At 50.5% G+C, this 25,564-nt stretch carries 21 protein-coding genes; 13 read left to right on the forward strand and 8 right to left on the reverse strand.

Annotation, left to right across the window (positions count from 1 at the left end):
* Positions 1 to 2: 2 nt before the first annotated feature.
* The 3 genes from N3Z11_RS03165 to N3Z11_RS03175 are packed head-to-tail and all read left to right on the forward strand — an operon-like array spanning position 3 to position 3,761.
* Complete coding sequence (locus tag N3Z11_RS03165) at positions 3 to 1,301, forward strand: PqiA/YebS family transporter subunit (protein ID WP_260655686.1); 1,299 nt, start codon at positions 3 to 5, stop codon at positions 1,299 to 1,301.
* Positions 1,294 to 3,147 (forward strand): intermembrane transport protein PqiB, encoded by a 1,854-nt coding sequence (gene pqiB / locus N3Z11_RS03170; RefSeq protein WP_260655687.1) that lies wholly within the window; start codon positions 1,294 to 1,296, stop codon positions 3,145 to 3,147. Before N3Z11_RS03165 ends, pqiB begins: the two co-directional genes overlap by 8 nt.
* Positions 3,144 to 3,761 (forward strand): membrane integrity-associated transporter subunit PqiC, encoded by a 618-nt coding sequence (locus N3Z11_RS03175; RefSeq protein WP_260655688.1) that lies wholly within the window; start codon positions 3,144 to 3,146, stop codon positions 3,759 to 3,761. Before pqiB ends, N3Z11_RS03175 begins: the two co-directional genes overlap by 4 nt.
* 97 nt (positions 3,762 to 3,858) lie before the next feature.
* On the opposite strand, the gene N3Z11_RS03180 is transcribed toward N3Z11_RS03175, so the two are convergent.
* Both N3Z11_RS03180 and N3Z11_RS03185 read right to left on the reverse strand, forming a co-directional pair.
* The gene (locus N3Z11_RS03180; protein ID WP_260655689.1) at positions 3,859 to 4,962 is read right to left on the reverse strand and encodes an anhydro-N-acetylmuramic acid kinase; all 1,104 of its coding nucleotides are present in this window, start codon (positions 4,960 to 4,962) and stop codon (positions 3,859 to 3,861) included.
* 15 nt (positions 4,963 to 4,977) lie between these two features.
* Positions 4,978 to 6,225, reverse strand: a complete 1,248-nt coding sequence (locus N3Z11_RS03185) for a peptidoglycan DD-metalloendopeptidase family protein (RefSeq protein WP_260655690.1) — start codon at positions 6,223 to 6,225, stop codon at positions 4,978 to 4,980.
* A gap of 218 nt (positions 6,226 to 6,443) precedes the next feature.
* Here N3Z11_RS03185 and tyrS point away from each other — a divergent pair, with 218 nt between their 5' ends.
* The 3 genes from tyrS to N3Z11_RS03200 all read left to right on the forward strand — a co-directional run bounded on the left by tyrS (position 6,444) and on the right by N3Z11_RS03200 (position 8,955).
* Complete coding sequence (tyrS, locus tag N3Z11_RS03190; protein ID WP_260655691.1) at positions 6,444 to 7,646, forward strand: tyrosine--tRNA ligase; 1,203 nt, start codon at positions 6,444 to 6,446, stop codon at positions 7,644 to 7,646.
* A 179-nt stretch (positions 7,647 to 7,825) separates the two neighbouring features.
* Positions 7,826 to 8,680, forward strand: coding sequence for an SPFH domain-containing protein (locus N3Z11_RS03195; RefSeq protein WP_260655692.1), 855 nt, complete (start codon positions 7,826 to 7,828; stop codon positions 8,678 to 8,680).
* Positions 8,681 to 8,742: 62 nt separating this feature from the next.
* A complete protein-coding gene (locus tag N3Z11_RS03200) occupies positions 8,743 to 8,955 on the forward strand; it encodes an Arc family DNA-binding protein (RefSeq protein ID WP_260655693.1) in 213 nt (70 codons plus the stop codon).
* A 90-nt stretch (positions 8,956 to 9,045) separates the two neighbouring features.
* On the opposite strand, the gene N3Z11_RS03205 is transcribed toward N3Z11_RS03200, so the two are convergent.
* The 3 genes from N3Z11_RS03205 to pepA all read right to left on the reverse strand — a co-directional run bounded on the left by N3Z11_RS03205 (position 9,046) and on the right by pepA (position 14,037).
* Complete coding sequence (locus tag N3Z11_RS03205; protein WP_260655694.1) at positions 9,046 to 11,925, reverse strand: valine--tRNA ligase; 2,880 nt, start codon at positions 11,923 to 11,925, stop codon at positions 9,046 to 9,048.
* A 13-nt stretch (positions 11,926 to 11,938) separates the two neighbouring features.
* Entirely contained in the window at positions 11,939 to 12,418 is a 480-nt protein-coding gene (locus tag N3Z11_RS03210) for a DNA polymerase III subunit chi (RefSeq protein ID WP_260655695.1), read from the reverse strand.
* 110 nt (positions 12,419 to 12,528) lie between these two features.
* Positions 12,529 to 14,037, reverse strand: a complete 1,509-nt coding sequence (gene pepA, locus N3Z11_RS03215) for a leucyl aminopeptidase (protein WP_260655696.1) — start codon at positions 14,035 to 14,037, stop codon at positions 12,529 to 12,531.
* A gap of 186 nt (positions 14,038 to 14,223) precedes the next feature.
* On the opposite strand from pepA, the gene lptF reads away from it, so the two are divergent.
* Complete coding sequence (gene lptF / locus N3Z11_RS03220) at positions 14,224 to 15,336, forward strand: LPS export ABC transporter permease LptF (RefSeq protein ID WP_260655697.1); 1,113 nt, start codon at positions 14,224 to 14,226, stop codon at positions 15,334 to 15,336.
* On the forward strand, positions 15,329 to 16,390 hold the full coding sequence (gene lptG, locus N3Z11_RS03225; protein WP_260655698.1) for an LPS export ABC transporter permease LptG: 1,062 nt from the start codon (positions 15,329 to 15,331) through the stop codon (positions 16,388 to 16,390). Before lptF ends, lptG begins: the two co-directional genes overlap by 8 nt.
* A 38-nt stretch (positions 16,391 to 16,428) precedes the next feature.
* Here lptG and N3Z11_RS03230 read toward each other — a convergent pair whose 3' ends face one another.
* On the reverse strand, positions 16,429 to 17,202 hold the full coding sequence (locus N3Z11_RS03230; protein ID WP_260655699.1) for a substrate-binding periplasmic protein: 774 nt from the start codon (positions 17,200 to 17,202) through the stop codon (positions 16,429 to 16,431).
* Positions 17,203 to 17,463: 261 nt separating this feature from the next.
* On the opposite strand from N3Z11_RS03230, the gene N3Z11_RS03235 reads away from it, so the two are divergent.
* Positions 17,464 to 17,793: a DUF4870 domain-containing protein gene (locus N3Z11_RS03235; RefSeq protein ID WP_260655700.1), complete on the forward strand. Its 330-nt coding sequence runs from the start codon at positions 17,464 to 17,466 to the stop codon at positions 17,791 to 17,793.
* A 144-nt stretch (positions 17,794 to 17,937) separates the two neighbouring features.
* On the opposite strand, the gene N3Z11_RS03240 is transcribed toward N3Z11_RS03235, so the two are convergent.
* A complete protein-coding gene (locus tag N3Z11_RS03240; protein ID WP_260655701.1) occupies positions 17,938 to 19,413 on the reverse strand; it encodes a SulP family inorganic anion transporter in 1,476 nt (491 codons plus the stop codon).
* A 234-nt stretch (positions 19,414 to 19,647) separates the two neighbouring features.
* Here N3Z11_RS03240 and N3Z11_RS03245 point away from each other — a divergent pair, with 234 nt between their 5' ends.
* The 4 genes from N3Z11_RS03245 to N3Z11_RS03260 all read left to right on the forward strand — a co-directional run bounded on the left by N3Z11_RS03245 (position 19,648) and on the right by N3Z11_RS03260 (position 24,672).
* Positions 19,648 to 21,129, forward strand: coding sequence for a TrkH family potassium uptake protein (locus tag N3Z11_RS03245; RefSeq protein ID WP_260655702.1), 1,482 nt, complete (start codon positions 19,648 to 19,650; stop codon positions 21,127 to 21,129).
* A gap of 1 nt (position 21,130) precedes the next feature.
* Positions 21,131 to 22,450: a DUF4118 domain-containing protein gene (locus N3Z11_RS03250; protein WP_260655703.1), complete on the forward strand. Its 1,320-nt coding sequence runs from the start codon at positions 21,131 to 21,133 to the stop codon at positions 22,448 to 22,450.
* Complete coding sequence (locus tag N3Z11_RS03255; RefSeq protein ID WP_260655704.1) at positions 22,447 to 23,124, forward strand: response regulator; 678 nt, start codon at positions 22,447 to 22,449, stop codon at positions 23,122 to 23,124. Before N3Z11_RS03250 ends, N3Z11_RS03255 begins: the two co-directional genes overlap by 4 nt.
* 198 nt (positions 23,125 to 23,322) lie before the next feature.
* The gene (locus N3Z11_RS03260) at positions 23,323 to 24,672 is read left to right on the forward strand and encodes a DUF2252 domain-containing protein (RefSeq protein WP_260655705.1); all 1,350 of its coding nucleotides are present in this window, start codon (positions 23,323 to 23,325) and stop codon (positions 24,670 to 24,672) included.
* 25 nt (positions 24,673 to 24,697) lie between these two features.
* On the opposite strand, the gene N3Z11_RS03265 is transcribed toward N3Z11_RS03260, so the two are convergent.
* Positions 24,698 to 25,519: a substrate-binding periplasmic protein gene (locus N3Z11_RS03265; protein ID WP_260655706.1), complete on the reverse strand. Its 822-nt coding sequence runs from the start codon at positions 25,517 to 25,519 to the stop codon at positions 24,698 to 24,700.
* Positions 25,520 to 25,564: the final 45 nt, after the last annotated feature.

A 25,564-nucleotide genomic window follows, 5' to 3' on the forward strand; every position in this document is an offset into this window, starting at 1 on the left:
TGGTGTCAGAGATAGTCTCTGCCTCGCAGGCTTTAGTGCCTGAACCCCACAAAGCACCGGACTCTGAGCTGGTGCTTTGTCGTTATTGTGATTTATTACAACAACTTCCGCCGTTACAGGACGGTGAAGAAGCCTCCTGCCAGCGCTGTGGTCATGAACTGGACGCCAGACAACGCGAGTCGGCGCTGCGCCCCATTTTGTATGCGCTGAGCGCGCTCTTTATGTTGCTGCTGACCAATCTGTTTCCTTTTGTCGGTATGGATGCGGCCGGCAGCCACAGGGATATGAACTTTCTTGATACCTCGGCCGTGTTGCTGGATGAAGACCATCCCTGGCTGGCGGTGCTGGTGTGGTTATTTATCCAGGCCATTCCCTGTTTTTGTATGCTGGCCATTATCTACCTGAAACTGGGGATGTATATCCGCTTGCCAGCACTGGTCCAAATGGCGCGGCTTTTATACATGCTTAAACCCTGGAGCATGGTGGATATTTTCCTGATGGGGCTGATAGTCAGCTTTGTGAAGTTACTGAGCCACTTTGATATTTCATTGGGCATGAGTTTCTGGGCTTTTTGTTTATTTTGTTTATTACATTTACGCACCTTCCAGGTGGTAGACCGGCACGAGCTGTGGTCGCGTATTGCACCGGCACCGCAGCCTGTTGCCGGCAAAGTAGCGGGGCAAACCGGTTTAAGCCAGCAGCTGAAAGTCTGCAGTTGTTGTACTGCCTTAGTGCCGTTTGACGAACCACGCTGCTCACGTTGCGGCACCAAAGTACGTCAGCGTATTCCCGACAGCATTCAGCGCACGCTGGCGCTTTTGGTCACCGCAACCATTTTGTATATACCAGCCAACTTTTTGCCGATGATGGAAACTGTGTCGTTAGGGGAAAGTATTCACTCCACTATTATCAGCGGCATCATTCTGATGTGGCAGGACGAGGCTTATCCTGTGGCTATTGTGGTGCTGTTGGCCAGTGTGGTGATCCCTATTTTAAAAATCGCCGTGATGTTCTGGTTGTGTTACCTCACCACTTTGCCACTGAGTGAACGCAGTCAGCATGGTACCTGGATTTATCCGGTGGTGGACTGGATTGGCCGCTGGTCGATGGTAGACGTGCTGGTGGTGGCCATTTTGGCTGCTTTGGTGCGGTTTGATGCTTTGGTTGGGGTGTACCCCGGCATGGGCACTTTTGTATTTGCCTGTGTGGTGATTATTACCATGCTGGCAGCAATGAGTTTTGATCCAAGATTATTATGGGACCCAAGTCCGTCCGAACAAATGGAGACAGAGCGTGACTGAACAGCAAGGGCATTCTTCGAAAGACAGAGGCCATGGAGCAAAAGATCACCCACAGACCGCCGGCAAAAGCGCCCCGGCTCATGCGTCAGTGCAGGCCAGAGTGCGTAAAATCACCCAGTGGTCGCCGATCTGGATAGTGCCGGTGGTGGCAGTGCTGATTGGCGGCTGGATGCTGTATCACACTTACAAAAATCAGGGCGCCACTTTAACTTTGCTGTCCAGTACAGCTGAAGGGTTAGTGCCGGGTAAAACCGCCATTAAAAGCCGCAGTGTGGATGTGGGCAAAGTGGTGTCGGTCGAGCTGTCGCAGGACTTAAAACAAGTGGTAATTAAAGCACGGATGAATCCCGGCACTGATGTGCTGCTCAACGACGAATCTCAGCTCTGGGTGGTGAAACCCAGTGTTGGCCGTGGTGGTATTACCGGTTTAAACACTTTGTTATCAGGTGCTTATATTGAGCTTCAGCCAGGTAAAGGCGCCAGCAACAAGTTTAACTTTGAACTGCTGGAAAGCCCGCCAATAGCGCCGCCTGATGCACCAGGGGTGCGGGTGTTTTTAACCAGTGGTGATGCCACTTCGTTGTCGGTGGGGGACCCTGTGCTGTACCGCGGTTATGATGTGGGCACAGTGGAGCTGGGTGAATTTGACGCCAAAGCCCGCTCTATGCGCTATCAGCTGTTTATCCGTGCGCCTTATGATGCGCTGGTGACTGAAAACGTGCGCTTCTGGCAGGCCAGTGGCATGGCGCTGGATATGTCGGCTGAAGGGGTTCGGATAGAAATGGGGTCTGTCGCTACTTTGTTAAGTGGTGGTGTGACTTTTGATGTGCTGGATGGCTGGCCCAAAGGTGAACAAGCAGAGAACAACAGTGAGTTTCAGCTGTTTCAGAACAAAAAAAGCATTCAGGACGGTTTATATAACGAATATCTGGAATATCTGCTGTTTTTTGACGAATCGGTGCGGGGTTTAACGTCCGGCGCGCCGGTAGAATACCGCGGTGTACGTATTGGGACTGTAATGACAGTGCCGTACTTTTTTAATATGAAAAAGCCGCTGCAAATCGCCTTTAACAGAGGTATTCCGGTGTTGATTCGGGTGGAATCAGGGCGCTTGTATGACAATTTAACCCTGCCGGAATTGCAACGTGAACTCGACACTGCAATGCAAAAGGGCCTGAGAGCTGTGTTAAAAACCGGCAACCTGTTAACCGGTGGTTTGTATGTGGATTTAAATATTGTGGAGGGTGCTGCTGACAACACAGCCGCAACCCAAGGCAGTGCTTCGTTGCAGAACACAGCAACCGGCAAAGTACATGAACTGGCAGGCGCCGATGCTGATGCCGGAGCCAACACCCACAGTGGTGTTGTGGCAGCAGCCTTGCCTGCGCCCGTACTGGATGAATTTGCTGGTTACCGTCTAATGCCAACAGCACGCAGTGGCCTTGGCCATATTGAACAAAAAGTGTTGCAGGCGCTGGATAAAATCAACAACTTACCTGTAGAGCAAGTGCTGGCCGACAGCTCAGCCACCCTCAATGAAACCAGGGCGTTGATGCAGCAAAGCCAGCAACTGGTGCAAAGCCTGGACACACTGCTTGGCAAAGACAGCACACAACAACTGCCGGCTGAGCTTAAAAATACCCTTGAGCAATTACAACAAACGTTGCAGGGTGTAAGCCCTGGCTCACCTGTGTATGAGCGGCTGAACAGTAATTTGCAGGCAATGGATAAAGTGCTGCGTGATTTACAGCCTGTGGTACAAACGATGAATCAACAAAGTAATGCACTGGTGATCAGCGCAGATCCGGCGTCGGATCCGGAGCCGGAGCAGGGAGTTCAGCCATGATCAAATTTCAGTCTCAAAGGGCCGCTGCTGTGATGCTGCTTGGTTTATTAGCAGGGTGCAGCTCAGCTGTCACTATTAACTATTTTCAGTTGCCACAACCTGCCATCAGCACCAGCAGCCCTGCTGTCGATGCGCCCGTGCTGGTGGTGGAGCCTGTGATGGTGGCGAATTATCTCAATAGTAATGCGCTGATTTTACAAACCTCAGAAGTGCAGCTGGTGAAAACCCAACAGCAACAATGGGCGGAAGCTTTAGATCAGCAGCTGAACCGTATTCTGCTGCGTACTTTAGCAGCTGAATTGCCGGGTTATCGGGTAACAGAGCGGCCTGTGGCTGGCGCACAACGATTATTGGTGCAGGTGGAGCAGTTTCATGGCTCTGAACAAGGCACTGTGTTGCTCAGTGGTCGATTTAGCCTGATGCCGGCACAGGGGAAAACCTTGCCAGGCGGCCAAAGCGGTATTGTGCAGCAACAATTCCAGCTGCAAATGCCACAAGCCGATGATGGTTATCCGGCCTTAGTCGCAGCTTTGGGTGAGTTGTGGCAACGTCAGGGCAAAGATATAGCGCAGCTGCTAAAACCAGATACCGCCAAAATTCAAGCGGCTGAATAAATGCAAATAACGCCAAAGACCGCCAATAAACCAGGCATAAAAACAACAAAGCCAGTGTGAACAACACTGGCTTTTTTACGTTAAATATCAACGACACCTAATAAGGCAAAAATTCCTGCCCTAGTACCAAAGCCTGACGCGCACCTGTTACCGCCGGCACATTACCCGGAATACGCAAATCATAAGCCAGCGCCAGCCAGGCAAAGGCCATAGCTTCGACATAATCGGCGTCAACACCCAGCTCTGCTGTGGTGCTGATACGGCACTGTGGCAATAACAGCTGTAAATCGGCAAGCAGTTGGTTATTTTTGGCGCCACCACCACAGACAAATACTTCAGACACTGCATATTTGCTGATGGCAAGTGCCATGGTGCCGGCGCTGAATTGACACAGGGTGCGTTGTACGTCGGCCGGATGATAGTTGCGGCCCGCCAGATGTGTTTGCAGCCAGCCGAGCTGAAAATATTCCCGCCCTGTGCTTTTAGGGCCGGTCTGCGCAAAATAAGGATCGGAAAACAACAACGCCAGCAGTTCAGGCTGTAACTGACCGCTGGCGGCATAAGCGCCATCAGCGTCATAAGCTTTGCCCTGCTGCAGCTCAATCCAGTTGTCCAGCAAACAGTTACCAGGGCCGGTGTCAAAACCCAGCAGCTGTTGATGCGGCAGCAGCAGCGTGATATTGGCAATACCACCAATATTTAAGATACAACGGCCTTTGCTGCTATCGGCAAAAATAGCCTGATGAAAAGCCGGCACCAAAGGTGCGCCCTGACCACCAAAAGCAATATCTTTACGCCGGAAATCGCCAATCACCCGGATGCCGGTCAGCATGGCCAGCCGGTGCATATCACCAATCTGATAACTAAAAGGCTGACGGCCACTGGGCCTGTGTCTGATGGTCTGGCCATGACAGCCAATGGCCTGAATTTGCTCTGGCTGATGGCCGCTTTTTTTTAATAAAGTTGCTACTGCGCTGGCATAAACATCAGCAAGATCGGCCTCTAATAAACCGAGGCGTTCTATTTCGTTGTCACCTGGCTGACTAATGGCAGCAAGTTCGGCGCGAAGCGCAGCGGGGTAGGGCAGTAGTGCAGTGGCCAGCAGTTTTGGGCAGTCGCCGGCAAAATCAACCAGCACTACATCAACACCATCCAGGCTGGTGCCTGACATGATGCCGATATAAAGCTGGTCGCTGTTCATTCGGATGGGAAAAAATTAGTTATTGGCAGCCAGAACCACACGTTCATGCGATTTTAACTGAGCAATCAATTGTTTAGCGTTGTTGGCAAACTTCACGCGGGCCACACCCTGCAAAGGTTCGGCTTGCGGCAGCTTCACAGTACGAGGGTTACGGTGCACACCACCGACCACAAATTCATAATGTAAATGTGCGCCTGTGACACGACCGGTAGCCCCTAAACGACCGATGACGTCACCTTGTTTGACTTTTTCGCCACGTTTCACATCACGTTTGGATAAATGCAGGTATTTGGTCTGAATATTGTTGGCGTGTTGAATAACCACATAGTTACCGTTTGCGCCTTTCATGCCGGATTCAATCACTTTACCGTCACCGGCTGCCATAATGGGTGTACCCATTGGAGCTACATAGTCAACACCATTGTGCGCTTTGATTTTACCTAACACTGGATGTAAACGGCGGGGATTAAAGTTAGAGCTGACATAACGGAAGTTCACAGGGGCGCGTAAAAACGCCTGTCGCATGCCGCCGCCGTCTGCTTTGTAGTAGTTACCGTCGGTGTGGCGAACCGCCTGATAGACCTGGCCCTGGTTCGTGAATTGAGCCGCCAGAATAGCGCCATTACCAATATATTGGCCTTCAGCATAGTTGCGTTCAAACATCACGCTGAAAGTGTCACCTGAATGAATATCTAAGGCGAAGTCGATGTCGTAACCAAAAACGTTTGCTAAATCAAGGATTTGCGCTTCAGTTAAACCAGCTTTCATCGCCGAACCCCAGAAGCTGCCGCTGATCACACCGGCTACAACTTCGGTGCGCACTTCAATTTCTTTTTGCAGTTGTTTGGCGGTAAAAGCACCTTGCGCAGTACGCTGCACTACTAAAGTTTTTAAATTACTGATGGTATAACGTAATTCTTGCAGGCTGCCATCGCTTGCTAAGCCAAATTCCAGTTGTTCACCAGGGAATAGACGGGTCAGGGTTTTGGCATCTTTGCCACTATCAAGAATGGCCTGCATGGTGGCTGCGTCAATGTTCGCTTTGCGGAACACTGCACCTAATACATCACCCTTTTTTACTTCAACAGAAACCCACTCTAACGAGTTGTCTTCCTGCGGCAGGGTAGTGGCCTGAGTTTGTGGTAAGGAATCTGTCACAACTGGCACGGCCAAACTATAACGTTTGCCAATCTCCAGACTGCTCTTTTCTGAGTCTTTTGACGCTTCGGCAGGATCTGAAGGGATCAGCAGCAGTACAGACAAAAAGGTCGCTAAACCAGCGATTATAAACCGATGTTTTGTGGGCAAAGATGAAAACATGAAAGGCGCATCTCTTATTATTATGACAAGAACCACGTAAAAAATGAGCATATAACGATTTTTTGCAAGATCCAAGACTTTTGTGCGTTTAATCGCAGGGAATGTTGCAGTAGAATGCGGTTCTATAAATTCAGGCGAAAAATTATCCGAAGGAGTACCGCATGACGCAGTGGCAACAAGCCCTCGCCGAGATCACGCGTGGTTGTGAAGAGGTGTTATTAGAAGAAGAACTGATTGCTAAATTAAAGGAAGGTAAACCGTTAAAAGTTAAGGCTGGTTTTGATCCAACAGCACCGGATTTGCACCTTGGGCACACAGTTTTAATCAACAAATTACGCACTTTCCAGCAGCTGGGCCATGAGGTAATTTTCCTGATTGGTGATTTTACCGGCATGATTGGTGACCCAACGGGTAAAAACGTGACCCGTAAACCGCTGACGCGCGAAGACGTATTGGCCAATGCCAAGACGTACCAGGATCAGGTATTTAAAATTCTGGATCCGGCCAAAACCCGCATTGCCTTTAACTCCGAATGGATGGAAAAACTGGGCGCCGCCGGCATGATTAAACTGGCTGCCCGGCAAACCGTTGCGCGGATGCTGGAACGCGACGACTTTAAAAAGCGTTATGCCAATAACCAGTCTATTGCCATTCATGAATTTTTATACCCGCTGGTGCAGGGCTGGGACTCAGTAGCGCTTGAAGCCGACATCGAGATGGGCGGTACTGATCAGCGTTTTAACCTGCTGATGGGCCGTGAGCTGCAAAAAGACGAAGGTCAGCGGCCACAAACCGTCATTATGGTGCCTTTGCTGGAAGGTCTGGACGGCGTGCAGAAAATGTCCAAATCACTGGGCAACTATATCGGCATTACCGACAGCCCAACGGAAATGTTTGGCAAAATGATGTCGATTACCGATGACCTGATGTGGCGTTATTACGATCTGCTGAGTTTCCGTCCGCTGGAAGACATAGCTGCGCTGAAACAACAGGCTGCTGAAGGTCGCAACCCACGGGATATTAAAATTGAGCTGGCCAAAGAAATTATTGCCCGTTTTCACGACGAAGCAGCGGCCGAAGCGGCGCACGCCGACTTTACCCAGCGTTTTTCCAAAAACGCCTTGCCGGATGATATCCCTGAACTGACCTTAACTATTGAAGCTGCTGCCATTGCGATCCCGCAGTTATTAAAAGAAGCAGGTTTAGTGGAAAGCACCTCAGAAGCGATGCGGATGATTAAACAAGGTGCAGTCAAACTGAACGGTGACACTAAAGTGGAAGATGCCAAACTGGAATTTGCCAAAGGCTCCAGCACCATTTTCCAGGTGGGTAAACGTAAGTTTGCCAAAGTGACACTGGCCTAAAGTGAAACTTGTTTAAATTCACGCAGGCATCATCCGGGTCCGGATCCTTTGTTCCTGCTGTAAAAAACCGCCTTTTGGCGGTTTTTTGTCTTTTACGCGGAAAAAACCAACAATAGGCTTGCGTTTTAACCAGGCTCGATCTAATGTGATATCAATTTAATATCACATTGAGGTGAGTTATGCATAAAGAAATGCCTGCCCGTAGTTCGTCGGGTTTTACCATGTTAGCGCTGTTATTGTTGTCACAAATTGCGTCGGTTGCTGCTTTGGTCGTGTTGCCAGGTGCACTGAAAGTACCTGCGTTGTTGTGGGTGCTGGCAAGCGCCATTTGCTGGTTTGGTTTTTATATGGTGCAGCCGAATCAGTCGGCGGTGCTGCAGCTGTTTGGCCGTTATGTCGGCACCGACTTTACCAATGGTTTGCGCTGGGCCAACCCGTTTTTCAGCAAACAAAAAGTCAGTTTGCGGGTGCGTAACTTTGAAAGCAGCAAACTGAAAGTCAACGATCACGCCGGTAACCCGGTTGATATTGCCGCTGTGGTGGTATGGAAAGTGGTGGACAGTGCAGAAGCTGTGTTTGAAGTGGAAGATTACGAAAACTTTGTCACTATTCAAAGTGAAGCGGCCATTCGTTATCTGGCGTCCAGTTATCCTTATGAAGCCGAGCAGAGCAGCGATATCAGCCTGCGCAGCAGTGGTGATGAAATTACCGACTTATTACGCACTGAAATTCAGAACAGGCTGCAAAAAGCCGGTGTCACTGTGATTGAAGCCCGCATCAGCCATCTGGCTTATGCCCAGGAAATTGCCAGTGCCATGCTGCAGCGTCAGCAAGCCCGCGCTGTAGTGATGGCGCGCCAGCAAATTGTTGAAGGTGCTGTAGGTATGGTGGAAATGGCTTTAAACCGGCTGGCGGAAAAAGATGTGGTGTCTTTGGATGAAGAGCGCAAAGCGGCGATGGTCAGTAACTTGCTGGTGGTGCTTTGTGGTGACCACAGCGTGACGCCTGTAGTCAACACCGGAACTTTATATTAAAAACAACAACATCAAGCGCGTTGCCGCACTCTGGCGCGCGCTTTGTGTCATGAGGTTGACTGATGGCAAAAAAAGCCTTTGCGCTTCGCATTGACGAGCAGGTACTGGCGCAGCTGCAAAGCTGGGCTGACGCCGAGTTTCGCAGTGTCAACGGTCAGATTGAATATTTGCTGCATCAGGCTTTGTTGCACTCAGGCCGGTTAAAAGCCACTGCATCACCTCAGGGTGAACAAAGCGATTTGCCAGGTGCGACAGAGCCAAAGTCTGATACCTGAGCTGCCGGCCAAGGCTGATGTGGCATTTAGCTTTAAAAAACAAAGGCGACCCTAAGGTCGCCTTTTGTATGATTGGCTTTTCAGGCTAAATTACAGCGCAGCAATTTCTGCTTGTTGTGCCTGTAATTTCACAATAGCGGCTTCTGCTTCTGCCAGTTTTTCACGCTCTTTGGCAAGTACTGCTTCCGGTGCTTTGGCAACAAAACCTTCGTTGGCCAGTTTAGCGGCTACCCGAGCTGCTTCTTGCTGCATTTTTTCCAGCTGTTTAGCAATACGGGCCAGTTCTGCTTCTTTATCAATCAGGCCTGCCATAGGGATCAGAATATCCATGGCGCCCAGCAGCTGCGCAGCAGATGCTGGGGCAGTGTCGGCGGCAGTCAGCACTGTGATGCTGTCGAGCTTGGCCAGATTTAACAGCAGCGCCTGGTTTTGCTCTAAACGACGGCTGTCGTCAACAGATAAGTTGCGCAGCAGCACCGGCAGTGGTTTGGTTGGTGGAATATCCATCTCACCGCGGATATTACGGATGGCCACAATAAAGTTTTTCACCCATTCAATATCGGCTGCTGCGTTGTCATTAACAAGCGTCTGATCCACTTCCGGGTAAGCCTGCAGCATAATGCTGTCGCCTGGCTTGAGGTCGCTGCGGATCATTGGTGCTACCCGCTGCCAAATCTCTTCAGTGATAAATGGCATAATGGGATGCATTAAACGTAATAAAGATTCCAGCACTGTCAGCAGGGTATGGCGGGTGCCACGTTGCTGCGCTTCGTCGCCTTTAAAGAGGACAGGTTTGGTCAGTTCTAAATACCAGTCACAGAACTGGTTCCAGGTAAATTCATACAGTGTATTGGCGGCCATATCAAAACGATAGCTGTCCAGATACTGGCGGAACTGCGCCACTGTTTGCTGGTACTGGCTTAAAATCCACTGGTCGGCTAATGACAGTTTCATCTCGCCTGCAGTTTCACCGGCAGCGGCAAGACCTACGTCTTTGCCTTCCGTCATCATGGTGACATAACGGCTGGCGTTCCACAGCTTGTTACAGAAGTTGCGGTAACCATCCAGTCGTTTCATATCCCAGTTGATATCACGGCCGGTGGAGGCCAGCGCCGCTAAGGTAAAACGCAAAGCGTCTGTACCACAGGCATCAATACCTTCCGGGAATTGTTTTTTCGTCTGGTTGGCAATTTTTTCCGCCAGTTGTGGCTGCATCATATTGCTGGTGCGTTTGGCCAATAAGTCGTCCAGGCTAATGCCGTCAATCATATCCAGTGGGTCGATGACGTTGCCTTTGGACTTGGACATTTTGTCGCCGTTTTCATCACGAATAAGGCCCGTCACATACACAGTCTTAAAGGGCACCTGCGGTTTGCCGTTTTCATCTTTAACAAAATGCATTGTCATCATAATCATCCGGGCAACCCAGAAGAAAATAATGTCAAAACCCGTCACCAGTACATCAGTCGGGTGGAAGGTTTTTAAATCTTCAGTTTGTTCCGGCCAGCCCAGGGTCGAGAAAGTCCAGAGTGCTGAGCTAAACCAGGTGTCGAGCACGTCGTTGTCCTGACGCAGCGCCACCTCAGGCGTTAAGCCGTGTTTAGCACGCACTTCGGCTTCATCCCGGCCCACATACACTTTGCCGTCATTGTCGTACCAGGCCGGAATGCGGTGGCCCCACCATAATTGGCGTGAAATACACCAGTCCTGAATGTCGCGCATCCAGCTGTAGTACATGTTTTCGTACTGTTTTGGCACAAACTGAATATCGCCGTTTTCCACAGCTTCAATCGCCGTTTTGGCAAGTGGCGCCACCCGCACATACCACTGGTCGGTCAGCATAGGCTCAATTACCACACCAGAGCGGTCGCCGTACGGCAGGGTGTTGGTTAAGTCTTCAATTTTATCGAGCAAACCTGCCGCATCAAAAGCCGCCACTATGGCTTTACGGGCAGCATAACGGTCAAGGCCAGCGAGCTCTGCCGGAATAGGCGCTGCCATATTCGGGTTTTCTTCACCATTGCTGAAAAAACATTCGCCTGCAGCGCGGATAGTGGCGTCTTTGGTCATCACGTTGATCATTGGCAACTGATGACGTTTACCCACTTCGTAGTCGTTAAAGTCATGCGCCGGGGTGATTTTGACGCAGCCTGAGCCTTTTTCTTTATCGGCATGCTCGTCAGCAATAATTGGCATACGGCGATTGACCAACGGCAGCAGAATTTCTTTGCCAATCAGCGACTGGTAACGCTCGTCTTCAGGGTTTACCGCTACTGCGGTATCACCCAGCATGGTTTCAGGGCGGGTGGTGGCAACCACTAAGTAGTTTTTGCCATCAGCAGTTAATACACCATCAGCCAGCGGGTAGCGTAAATGCCAGAAATGGCCTTTTTGTTCTTTGTTTTCTACTTCTAAATCAGAAATAGCGGTGTGCAGTTTTGGATCCCAGTTCACCAGGCGTTTGCCACGGTAAATTAAATCGTCCTGATACAAACGCACAAAAACTTCCTGCACTGCGTTTGACAGGCCATCGTCCATGGTAAAACGTTCTTTGTCCCAGTCGACCGAGTTGCCTAAACGGCGCATTTGTTCAGTGATGGTGCCACCGGATTCGGCTTTCCATTCCCAGACTTTTTCAATAAAAGCATCACGGCCCATGGCGTGGCGGTCCGGTTTGCCTTCGGCGGCCAGTTTACGCTCTACCACCATCTGAGTGGCGATACCGGCGTGGTCTGTACCCACCTGCCATAAAGTGTTTTTGCCTTGCATCCGCTGATAACGGGTGAGCGCATCCATAATGGTTTGCTGGAAAGCGTGACCCATGTGCAGGCTACCCGTGACATTTGGCGGCGGGATCATAATGCAATAAGCGCCGCTTGAGTTGTCACCTGAAGGTTTAAAGTAGCCTTTGTTTTCCCAGGCTTTGTACATCGCCTGTTCGATTTGACTTGGGTTAAATTTTGTTTCCATTTTTCTACCTGTTTCAGCTGGCCTGCACGGTTTGGGGTGTCACACCAAGCTGGCGATAATGTTTATACTTTTGCCGGGCTATGTCTTTGTCAGACTCAGCCGCTGGCACAAATTCGATGATCTGACTAAACCTGTTGGCAAATACCGGTACAGCAGACGTTAAATTAATTAATACCTGACGGTTATTTTTGGGGGGCAGCCAGCTGATCTCAACCGGCGCGCCGCGGGCAGGGCCTTCACCCACCAGGTTATGCGGTACAAAACTGTGTGCATCAAACTGCCATAATACCTCATCGACCTGTTCAGCGTCTTGCTGATTTGCGCAGTACACAAAGACTTTCAGATTTTGCCGGTACAAAGCAGCACAAAGCTGACAGGCCAGCAGCAGCTGGTTATTCCCCTTTATTTCACCGCTATCAGCCGGCGCTTTGCTGCTATCCCCCGACGCTTCGCTGGGGTCAGCAGCTTTGGGCAAATAAAACTGAACTTGCATCAGTGGCCTTCTGTTGTGCTGTTGCAGCGCACAGGCTGCAAGGGCTAAAAACAAAACTGGCCAGGGTTCCCGGGCCAGTTGCTGCGCAAAATAACTGCAGAGGCGTTTGTTTAACTTTCCGGATGATGGCCGGCACGGTTAATTAAAAATTGCATCAGCATGGCTACAGGGCGACCTGTGGCACCTTTGTCTTTACCGCCGCTACGCCAGGCTGTGCCGGCAATGTCCAAATGCGCCCAGTTATATTTGCGGGTGAATTTTGACAAAAAGCAGGCTGCGGTAATAGTACCGGCGGCGCGGCCACCTAAGTTACTAAAGTCGGCAAAGGGGCTTTCTAACTGGTCGTGGTAATCATCCCACAAAGGTAAACGCCAGGCGCGATCCCCACTTTGTTCTGATGCATTCAGAATTTCATGCGCCAGCGGGTTGTGGTTACTCAACAGGCCAGTGGCATGTTTACCCAGCGCAATGACACAGGCACCGGTTAAAGTGGCGACGTCTATCACCACATCCGGGTCAAACCGCTCCACATAAGTTAAAGCATCACACAGCACTAAACGGCCTTCAGCGTCAGTGTTTAACACTTCAACCGTTTGGCCCGACATCGTCGTCAGTACGTCACCAGGGCGGTAAGCTTTACCGTCCGGCATGTTTTCGGCAGCTGCTAATACTCCAATCACATTGACCGGTAAACCGAGTGATGCCACAGCGTTCATGGTACCCAGCACAGAAGCAGCGCCACACATGTCGTATTTCATCTCGTCCATGGCGTCACTTGGTTTAATGCTGATACCGCCGGTATCAAAAGTTAAACCTTTGCCGACCAGCACCACGGGCGCGCTGTTGTCCATGGCGCCCTGGTATTTAATCACCGCCATTTTGGCTTCGTTGTCCGAACCACGGGCCACAGCTAAATAAGAATGCATGCCCAGCGCGGTCATTTCCGGCACACCCAGCACTTCAATACTGAGTTTGTCGCTGATAGTGGCAAGCCCCTGCGCCTGCTCGGCCAGCCAGGCCGGGGTGCAGATATTCGGTGGCATATTGCCAACGTCTTTACATTGTTTAATACCGGCGGCAATAGCCAGGCCATGCTCAACGGCTTTTTCGCCTATGGTGAGGTCACGGCGGGTGGGCACATTAAACACAATTTTGCGCAGCGGACGGCGGGTTTCATCTTTTTTGCTTTTCAGCTTATCAAAGGTGTACAGGCAATCCTGAGTGGTTTCTACCGCATGACGTACTTTCCAGTAGGTATCGCGGCCTTTGACATGCAGCTCAGATAAAAAGCACACAGCTTCCATTGAACCGGTTTCATTCAGGGTGCTGATGGTTTTGGCAATGATCTGACGATACTGGCGTTCGTCCAGCTCACGTTCTTTGCCACAACCGACCAATAACACTCGTTCGCTCAGTACGTTAGGTACATGGTGCAACAGCAGCATCTGACCTGGTTTGCCTTCCAGATCACCACGGCGCAGCAGGTTACTGATATAACCTTCGCTGATTTTATCTAATTGTTCGGCCACCGCAGATAACCGGCGTGGTTCATACACGCCGACAACAATACAAGCACTGCGTTGTTTCTCCGGACTTCCGCTTTTAACGCTGAACTCCATGTCAACTCCTGATTCTGATGGACTATGCTGGGGTAACGCCGCGCTTTAGGCCAGTAAAAGAGGTGCTGGCGCTGATAAAAAAGCTCGGATTTCACCGGACTTTAGTCGATAATAATTGCTATAAATATCCAGTTTACTTAAAAATTGCCAGGGTGCCAGCAAAAAGACTGGTTTTTGGGGGGCATTTTGATTGTTTTTCGTTATTTGATTGGCGAAGTATTTAAATCTCAGCTGGCTGTGTTTCTGATTTTAATCACTATTATCTTAAGCCAGCGCTTTGTCAAAACCTTAGCAGACGCCTCAGAAGGCGAGCTGCCTGCTTCATTGGTGCTCACTTTGGTGGCATTAAAACTGCCGCAGATGGCCATTCTTATTTTACCTTTGGCGGCATTTTTGGGTGTTTTAATCGCCTACGGCCGGATTTATGCAGAAAGTGAAATGACAGTGTTGCATGCCACAGGTGTCAGTGAATGGCTGGTGGGGCGTATGACGCTGGTGTTGTCGTTGTTTATCGCCTTGCTGGCCGGTGGTTTAACTTTGTATTTAAGCCCCTGGGCCGCTGAGCGTGAATATCAGCTGCTGGAAAAAGTGTCGTCCGACCCTGGTTTATCCACACTTATTCCCGGGCGTTTCCAGCAAACTTCCAATGAAAAAGCCGTGGTGTTTGTGCAGGACATCAGCCGTGACGGCCACAGTCTGTCCAAAGTGTTTTTGGCGCAACAGGCCACTGAAGATGGCGGTCAGCATTCGGTGGTGTATGCCCAAACCGGTACTGTGCAGGAAGACAATACCGGTGCACAACGACTGGTGCTGAGCAATGGCCGCAGGTATGCAGGGGCTGTGGATGCACCTGAATATGATGTGCTGGAGTTTGGCCGTTATGATTTGCAAATCCGCGAGCAGCAGGTAGAGCAGCGCCGGCGCAAATTAAAAAGTTTGCCCACGCTGGATTTATATCAGCAGCGTGATAACCCCGAAGCTGTGGCTGAGCTGCATTGGCGGCTGGCCATTCCGCTGTCGATTCCCATTCTGATGTTGCTGGCAGTGCCGCTCAGTAAAGTGAACCCGCGCCAGGGCAAATTTGGCCGTTTATTGCCGGCTTTGTCGTTGTTTTTGCTGTATTACATGCTGCTGATTGTCAGCACCAATTTGCTGCAAAAAGAAAAAATCCCTCAGGCGGTCGGGCTTTGGTGGATCCATGGCCTGATGCTGACGCTGGTGGTGGTGTTGTTGCTGCAAAGCCGCGCCGGTGCGCAGCGGCTGAAAGCCAGAATTTTTGGCCGGGGTGAACATGCTTAAGATTGTCGATATTTACATTGGCCGCAGTATTCTGACCACCTCGGCTTTGTCATTGTCTGTGCTGCTGATTTTATCCGGCATGTTCCGTTTTATTGATCAGCTGAAAGTCGACCGCGGTGACTACACAGCGCTGACGGCGGCTATGTTCAGCTTGTTCAGTGTGCCGGGCGATATGGTGTTGTTTTTCCCGATGGCAGCGTTAATAGGTGCGCTGATTGGCCTTGGTATGCTGGCCAGCAATAGCGAGCTGGTGGTGATGCAGGCCTCCGGTATGTCCAGGCTGAATATTATCGGCTCTGTGATGAAAACCGCGTTATTGATGATGGTGTTGGTGATGGCGGTGGGCGAGTGGCTGGCGCCGGCTTCGGAAAAGTTTGCCAGAGAACTCAAAACCAAAGCCATTTCCGGCGGTAATTTATTTGCTGCGCAGCAGGGCGTCTGGGCTAAAGATGGTGACGATTTTGTCAATATCCGTCAGGTGTCAGACGATGGCAGTCTGAAAAATGTCACTATTTATCAGTTTTCGCCTGAGCTGGCGCTGCAGGGCATTATTAACGCCAAGTCGGCGATATTTGTCGCCGGTGTCTGGCAATTAGAGCAGGTCAGCCGCCTGAATTTCCGGGATGACAAAGTTGAACAGCATCAATGGGCGCAGCAACGCTGGCGCTCAGGTTTAACGCCCGACAAGCTGGGCGTGGTCAGTGTCAAACCTGAACTTCTGAGTTTACAGGGTTTAAGCAGTTATCTGGATTATCTGGATGCCAATCAGCAGGACAGCAGCCGTTATCAGCTGGCGTACTGGCGCAAAGCCACTCAGCCGTTAACCATAGTGGCAATGATGCTGATGGCGTTGTCGTTTATTTTTGGCCCGCTGCGCAGCGTGACTATGGCAGCAAGGGTGTTGATGGGCATTCTGACCGGTTTTGCTTTTCATATGGCCAATGAAGTGTTTGGCCCTATTGCGCTGGTCTACCAGTTACCGCCCGTGCTTGGCGCTGTGTTGCCCAGCGGCATTTTTATTGCGGTTTCTGTGTATCTGATGCAGAAAAAATAACAAGCACAGCCTGAGGCTGGTATTTTGCAGTGATGGATTTAGTGCTGAAACTGGCCCGGATTTTGATGGTACTGACGGATAATCGCATCAAAACGGCCATTGTGTTTCAGCTCATTCAGCGCCTGTTGCAGGCGGTGGGCAAGTTCGGGTGATACTGCTTTATTCAGCGCCAGAAAGTTATTGCCTATGGCCGAAATATCCAGCACCGGTTCCACCAGGCGCATATCTTTGCCATGTTTGGCCAGCCAATCGGGCAACACCAGCTCAGAGCCGATAATCAGGTCTACTTTTCCCTGTAAAAACAGCGGAATAGGTTCTGATTTGGTGGCAAAATCCAAAAGGTTCACACCCCGTTTAAACCCTTGCTCAGTCAGATATTCTTCATATACATCGCCCCTGGCGACGGCAATGCCAAAGTTTTTTGCATCGGCGAGATTTTTGGGCGCAATTTGCGGCCGGCTTTTTAGCCGGTATAAATACGCTTTGGCAGAGGCAATAGGGCCAACCCACTGAAACAGCTCACTGCGTTTGGGCGTTCTGACCGTTGGAAACAAACCACTTTGCGGGTCTTGCTGCGCGTTTTCAAAGGCGCGCAGCCAGGGCAGGCTCACCATGTCACATTTTAACTGTGCCAAAGTGCAGGCTTCCAGAATGATGTCGGCGTTAATGCCGCGAATTTTGCCCTGATGTAAAAAACTATAAGGCGGGAATTCTTCGGTATACAAGGTCAGATTCAGTTGTTGCGGCGCAGCCACCAGATTTTGCACACTGCATAAACAACAGAACAACAAGCTGAATACAGGCAACCGCATCTGACAAACTCCGGATGATTTGTGCGCAATATGCCAGAGTCTGTGCCGATAGGGTAGTTTTTGTTTAAGTACCAGTTTGCAGCACCTTGTTGGCCTGATGTTGCATTCTTGTTGCTGTTTAAATGGTGCTTGCTAAAGCTGCTTGATTTGACTTATTTTTTAACTGGCAGCCTTTGGAACGGCGCGGTTCTTATCGCAACTTACTTTCGTAAAAGGCATTTATTTCAAGCGTTCAGGCTTGGCAGAATACAAGGAATATTTATGTCAACTTATGTGCAGGAACCAGGACAAGACAGTAAAAACCTGGCAGCTATTACTCATGTGGCTTCGATCTTTTTTGCTTTTCTGGCGCCTTTACTGGTGTACCTGATTAAATCCGATGATGAATTTGTGAAAAGCACCGCTAAAGAAGGGCTGAATTTTGCCATCACAGTACTGCTGGTGTATGTGCTGCTGGGAATTTCGGTGATAGGTGTTGCGCTGATGCCGGTGTTATGGCTCGCGACTTTAGTGCTCTATATTATTGCCGCCAAAACGGCCAGCGAAGGCCAGGTGTATCGTTTTCCACTGACCTGGCGTCTGCTGAAATAACCTGGTGAAATAACAATGGCTTGTGGTAAAAGGCCGTTAGATTTTTCCTTGTTGGCATCGACAGAAAAAAGCCTGTTGTTTAAAACAACAGGCTTTTTTAATGCCGTATTTTACCGCTAGCTTTGCTGCGCAGCATGCAGTTATTTAATGTAATAAAGGTGCGATTGCTTCAGGTTTGTTGTGGATGGCAAATTTATCCACCAAAGTCGCGCTGGCCTGATTTAACCCTGTGACCTCTGCTTCGATATTGTTTCTGCGAAACTTCAGTACCACTTTGTCCAGTGAGCTGACCGCCGTGATATCCCAGAAATGGGCATGGGTCAGGTCAATCTGCACTTTGCTGAGCTGTTCTTTGTAATCAAAACTGGCAACAAATTGCTCTGCCGAGGTAAAAAACAGCTGGCCCGTGACCTGATATATCCTGCTGTTGCCATCTGCAGAAAGGGTGGACTGCACGGCCAGTAACTGGCCTATTTTATTGGCAAAAAACAAGGTGCTGAGCAGCACCCCCACCAGCACACCATAAGCCAGGTTGTGGCTGTATACCACCACAGCCACAGTGGCCAGCATCACCACACCTGAGCTGGTTGGGTTATGGCGTAAATCGCGCAGTGACTGCCAGTTAAAGGTGCCAATAGATACCATAATCATCACAGCCACTAACGCAGCCATCGGAATAAGGCCAACCCAGGGGCCTAAATACACCGCAAAAATCAGAATAAGAATACCGGCAACTAGAGTGGATAAGCGGGTGCGGCCACCGGATTTTACGTTGATCACCGACTGGCCAATCATGGCGCAACCGGCCATCCCACCAATCAGGCCAGAGCCAATATTGGCAATGCCCTGGCCCACACATTCACGGTTTTTATTACTGTCGCTTTCGGTCATGTCATCGACAATAGTGGCGGTCATCAGCGACTCGAGTAAACCTACGACGGCAAGGCCCAGTGAATAAGGGAAGATAATTTCCAAAGTCTGCCAGTTGAGCGGTGCCTCAGGCCACAACAATACCGGCAGGCTGTCCGGCAAGGCGCCCATATTGGCCACATTGCGTACATCAATCTGGAAATACAAAGTGATGGCGGTTAATACCAGAATGGCCACCAGAGGAGACGGAATAGTTTTATTCAGATAAGGAAACAAATAAATAATGGCAAGGCCGGCTGCTGTCATGGCATATACCTGCCAGCCGTGCCCTATTAATTCAGGCAGCTGCGCCATAAAAATCAAAATCGCCAGCGCATTAACAAAACCTGTGACAACAGAGCGCGACACAAAACGCATCAGCTCACCGAGTTTACATAAACCAAAAATGATCTGAATAACACCACACAGCAGGGTTGCGGCCAATAAATATTGCAGGCCATGTTCTTTGACCAGGGTGACCATCAACAGCGCCATTGCGCCCGTTGCAGCCGAAATCATCGCCGGCCGGCCGCCGGCAAAAGCGCAAATGACTGCGATGGCAAAAGAAGCGTATAAACCGACTTTGGGGTCGACACCGGCAATAATCGAAAAGGCGATCGCTTCCGGGATCAGCGCCAGCGCCACCAGAATGCCGCATAAAATATCAGCGCGGGTATTGCTGAACCACTGTTGCTTCAGTTGCTGAAACATTTATTTTTCCTTTTAAAACAAAATAATTGCTGGCTTTTTGAGCCTATCGCAGCTTTCATCTGCAGCCAGTTCAAAGCCAAGCCGGGCGAAAAAAAGCCGCAATTCTAACAGACTGTGCCGGAGCTGGCGAATAAGGGGGCACTCGACCAACTCCCGAATCTTTATACAATCTTTATAATGCTGCTTTACCACAGCTTATAAGATCGCAGTTATCCGTTGTTCTGGTGTGTTGTGATGACGACTGCTGTGATGTCCCGTGTGGTGCTGGTGCCTGGCCGGTATTTAATGTACCGGGTGCTGGGTTATTTATTGTTGTTGCTGTCACTGGTGCAGCTGCTTGGCATGCTGGTGGCGATTTATTACCACGAAAGTATCTTCTGGGTGTTTTTAACCTGTGCAGTGCTTGGCGCTGTGGTGGGTTATACGCTGATATATTGGGGGCGGCACGCCCGCGATTTAAAAAGCCGGCAACTGTTTTTACTGACCACCTTAAGCTGGCTGATGTTATGTTTTTTTGCCGCTTTACCTATCTGGTGGATAGTGCCGGATTGCAGTTTTACCGACGCCTGGTTTGAAGCTGTTTCTGCGGTGACGACCACGGGTTCCACTGTGTTATCCGGTTTGGATCATATGCCCAAAGGCTTGTTGTTCTGGCGCGCCGTGCTGAACTGGATAGGTGGCATTGGGATTATTGTGATGGCTATTGCCATTTTACCGGCGCTAAAAATCGGCGGTATGCGGTTATTTAAAACCGAAAATTCCGACACCTCCGAAAAAATTCTGCCGCGCAGCTCCTCAATGTCTGCCGCGATAGGCGTGGTCTATCTGGTGCTGACTTTGCTGACCATGCTCAGTTATTATCTGGCTGGTATGACGGGTTTTGATGCCATCAGCCATGCCATGACCACAGTGGCCACCGGTGGTTTTGCCAATTACGACGCTTCTTTTGGCCAGTTTAAAGACACACCGTTGATTTTCTGGCTTAGCAGCTTCTTTATGATGGCTGCGGCTATGCCTTTTGTGCTTTTTGTCAGTATGGTTAAAGGCAACCGGCTGGCGTTGTGGCGTGACCCGCAGGTGCGGGCTTTTATTGCCATAGTACTGGTGGCGGCACTGACGCTGACTTTTTATCAGGTGCAACAACAAAACCGCCCCTGGTTTGACGCGCTGACCCATAGTTTGTTTAATGTGGTGTCAGTGATCACCACTTGTGGTTATGCTTCAGAAGACTATACGCTGTGGGGCAATCTGGCCGTGATGGTGTTTTTTTATCTTACCTTTTCCGGCGCTTGTTCCGGTTCTACCTCAGGTGGCTTAAAAATCTTCCGGATACAGCTGGCGGCTATGCTGCTGGTGAAACAAATGAAGTTATTGATCCATCCAAGAGCGGTCTGGGATCAGCGTTATGGCGGCAAAAAGGTTGACGACCAGCTGCTTGGCACTGTGCTGGCCTTTTGTTTTATTTATTTTGCCACTATTGCTTTTATTGCCATGGCCTTGTCTTTTTATCAGCTGGATTTAGTCACAGCGGTAACGGGCGCTGCCACAGCAGTTGCCAATGTTGGTCCTGGTCTTGGCAGCATCATTGGTCCAGCCGGCAATTTTTCTACTTTGCCGGATGGTGCCAAATGGTGGTTGAGTTTGGGTATGTTGATGGGGCGGCTGGAGATTCTCACTGTGCTGATATTACTCACCCCTGCTTATTGGCGTTATTAAGATGCGGCTGTACCAGACGCGGCCTGACAAAAAACTATGGGGCTGGTTTCATGCCATCGCCTGGCCTGTGTTCTTTACTGCGCTGTTGATCCCACTGCGTCAGCATATCAGCCCAACCGATGTGGCCATGCTGCAGCTGGTCTGGATCAGCTGGATGGCGCAGCGTTACGGCAAAACTCTGGCCATCACCAGCACTTTAGTGTCGGTGCTGGCGCTGAACTGGTGTTTTGTGCCGCCTTATTACACTTTGCATGTACACGACACCCGAAATCTGATTAGTTTTGTGGTGATGGCAAGTCTGGGGATTTTTATCAGTTATTTGTCTGATCGTATTAACCGGCAACTGCAAAAGACCCGCAATCTGATGTCGCAGCTCAGGGGCATGTATATGCTGGCCAAAGGTTTGGCAAGCCGCAGCGACTGGCAGGGCCAATGTGCATTTGCCCAGAAGTTATTGTCACGCCGTTTGCGTGCACCGGTCAGGCTCTACGCCAGCGCTGTTGCTCCTGCAGCTGAAGCCGGCCTTTGCCAGCTGCCACTGGGCAAACCTCAGCCGGCTGGCTGGTTGGTATTGCCACAAGCCTTATTGTTGCCCAACCATAATCTGCTGCATGCGGCTCAGTCATTGTTAAGTCAGAGTCATGCTGCACTGGAGCTGAAGCATGAAGCGAATAAAAACCTGCTCAGGGTGGAGTCGGAGCAACAACGCGCCATGTTGTTAAGGTCGTTATCGCATGATTTACGCACGCCGCTGGCCACCATTATGGGTGCTTCAAGTATGTTGGCCGACACAGAGCTGACCTTGTCGGACGAACAGCGACAGCAACAGGCATTGAATATTTACCGCCACAGCAAACTGTTACAACAACATTTTGAAAAGGTGCTGGAGTTATCCAAAGCGCAGCTGGCCGATGTGCAGCTGACATACAGCCAGTTTAGTTCAGACGATTTAATCGCCGGAGCTTTGGCCAGGCGCAGTGAATTGGCCACCGATATTGCACAGCGGCTGGCTTGCCCGCCGCCGCAGGCACTGAGTGGCGATGCCGGTTTACTGGAAATTGCGTTGGCCAATTTACTAGAAAATGCGCAAAAATACGGCGCCGGCAGGATTGAACTTGGTTGTGAAAGGGTTAAGCAGTGGCAGCGGCTGGTATTGCGCAATCACTTGCCGTCAGCTGGCACTGCCAGCGGCAATGCTGCCGATGCCGGTCATGGCCTTGGCATTCGCATCTGCGAAACAGTGGCGGCTTTGCATCAGGGGCGGTTTAGTTTTGTGCTTGATAAGACCCAGGCTGTTGCCGTACTGGAGTGGCCGCTATGAGTCAGAAACCCCGCGTTTTGCTGCTGGAAGATGATGCCGGCATGCAGAGTTTTCTCGCCACTTTATTGACCAGTCAGGGTTATTTGCCAGACATCTGTGCTTCAGGCCAACAAGGACTGCAACTGCTGGCCGGCCAGGAGTATGCCTTGCTGCTGCTGGACCTTGGGTTGCCCGATCTGGATGGCCTGCAGTTATTAACCCAGTTGCGGTTATGGTCTGCTATTCCGGTCATTATTATTTCGGCCCGTGGCAAAGAGCAGGACAAAGTGCAGGCGCTGGATTTGGGTGCCAACGATTATGTCACTAAACCTTTTAGCGCCGGTGAGTTACTGGCGCGGATGCGCAGTGCACTCAGGCCGCGTCAGGGCACAGTGCGGCAATGGCAATTTGGCACTGTCACTCTTGATCCGGTGCAGCATGTTGTGACTAAAGCCGGCGAGCGGGTGCATCTGACCAAAACCGAATATGAATTGTTGTTATGCCTGCTGCGCCATGCCGGTGTGGTGCAAACCCATAATCAGATTTTGCAGCAGGTGTGGGGAGAGGCTTATCAGGGGCGACCTGAATATGTGCGGGTGCATATGGCGCAGCTGAGGCAAAAGCTGGAGGATAATCCGGCAGCGCCCCGTTATTTAACCACCGAAGCCGGAGTGGGATACAGGTTGTGCCTGTAAGCTACCGGTTGTTTTATGATATAGCACAACTGCTTACATTATTTTTGTCCAAATAAAATCAGGGCTGCTGAGTTTTTTCTGCTGTTGCGCTAGCATCCGGTTAGCAGCTTTGTGTATCTATAACAATTATTTTGTTGGCGGTAGCAACAGGCTACGCCGCCAGAGTACCGGCCTCAGACTCAGTGAAGGACAACCCAGATGAGCAATTTTGTCGAAGCAAGTCTTCGCCTCTCCCAGTTACAACAGGAATTTATCCGCACCGACGGCACAGATCCGGCCACAGCCCCTTTAGTGAAACATCGTAAAATGACCCAAAGCCCGTTCCGGTTTTTACGCGGCAGTTCAGGCTTGTTTTATGCCGATATCCATCGCCGGTTGTTACCTTTGCCTGAAGCGCTCTGTGCAGTGCCGCTGGTGAGGGTGATGGGCGATTGTCATCTGGCGAACTTTGGTTTTTTTACTGAAGAAGGCAGCAGTGGTGACAGAGTGATTTTTGGCCCCAACGACTTTGATGATGCCTGTGTCGGTCATGCCGTCTGGGACTTAAGCCGTTTTGCCATCAGTTTATTATTGGCGGCCGACTATTGCCGTGGTCTGGCCGGGGGACGTTATCAGAGCGACGACAGTGTTGATTTTAGTGCTGTCAAAGTTGCAACTGAGCAGGATGGCGAAAAAGCCATGCTGGCGTTTTTCCGTGAGTACCAGCAGGAGCTGCTGCGTATCAGCGACGACCCTGAGCGCAGATTTTATGCGCAGGACGATTTTCCAAAAGAACATTTATTAAAACCTTATCTGAAAAAAGCCATTAAGAGGTCGGCTGCCGGCGAGCACTTCTTAACCAAAAGCACCCTGGCTAAGACAGTCGACTTCACGCAAAAACCTCTGCGGTTTAAAGCCGATGCCGGCAAATTTACCAGATTAAGCGAGCAGGACTATCAGCGGGTGCTGACCAGCTTCCGGCCTTATGTCGACGATGATATTGTCGATTTGGTGGCGCGTCAGGGCGCCGGCACCGGTTCGCTGAATCTCGGTCGTTATTATTTGCTGGTTGGGCCTAAAAAGTGGCAAACCAACGAAGATCTGGCGCTTTATCATGTGGTTGAAGCCAAACAACAACGCCGCTCGGCACCACTGGCATTTTTTGCTGACTTAAACCCGGTGAATCAATTAAATGATGCTCACCTGACGGTGGATTGTCAGCGCCAGATGCAGCGCCGGCCAGATTTAGTGCTGGATGAGCTGCAGTTTGAAGGTGCACATTATCTGATGCGTTCGCTACACCATGCCAATGTGGATTTGGATCCGGAAGATATTTGTGTTCATCCAACCAGCCCGGGCCTGGCCATGCGTCAGTATGCTCAGGCTTGTGCTGTGGCGTTGGCGCTGGCACATAGCCGCAGTGACAGACGCAGTTGTCGTTTTGAGCAACAAATGGCAGCAGCGCTCAACCAGCATCAGGCGGAACTAGCCGATGTCTGCCGGCAGTATGCCAAGCAGCAGGTGCAGGATTGCCAGTTATTACAACAGATGTTGCCTAAGGCGGAATAACTCAGCTGCTGCCTCTGACATCTGGCTAGCGACAGCAGTTGGCGTTTGGCTGTTGCTCCTTCAGTTGTGCCGGCGGGTTGGTGAATGGCGCTGTTGGTAGGGCTTGTTCTTTGGCAATAGTGCTGCGGGCATTGGGAATTTGTAACCAGACCTTCTGCACCAGCTCAGGCTGCTGTTTGGCAAACTGCAGGCTAAACACCAGAAACAGCGGCTGCTGATAAAAAGCTGGCTGCAGTTTTTTAATCAAAGCGGCTTTGGGGTGTTGTTTCAGCTGAGCGTCTGCGACAAATTCGGCCAGTACATAACCGTCCAGCCGGCGGTTGAGCACCAGCTCCAGCCCGGCATTGAGGCCAGACGGCAGGGTGCTCAGGGCATTCAGTTGTTTCAGCTTTTGCTCCACGACAAACCCCTGCGGCGCCGATAAACCAAATTTAACGCCGGATAATCTGTTGCCATCCCAGGACAAAGGCTGCTGCTGATGGGTGTAAATATGATAATCGACCTGCATCAGGCTCAGGCTGGCATCAGCTTGCTGCTGTGCAGTAAGCGGAAAGGCAAGTTGTTGCTGGCGCTCGGCAGTCCAGCCAATGCCAATCACCCCATCCATTTTGCCAATCGAAGCTTCATGCAAACAGCGTTTCCAGGGGATACGGTGCAGTTCAACTTCAACACCGGCCAGAGCAAACGCCAAAGTGGCAGTTTGGCTGTGGGTGCCATAAGCAGCAACTCCCTGCACCATTTGTTTGGGCAAAGCGGGTGAATGTTCGTTGTCTTCGTAACAAATCTGCAGTGGTGCGGCCAAAAGCGGCATGCTGAACAACAACAAGGCTGCAAGAGTCGATTTCATCAGCATTCTCCGACTGGGGATATGCTGAGTATAAGAGTTTTCTAA

Source organism: Rheinheimera sp. 4Y26, from assembly GCF_025245835.1.
Taxonomy (GTDB): Bacteria; Pseudomonadota; Gammaproteobacteria; order Enterobacterales; family Alteromonadaceae; genus Pararheinheimera.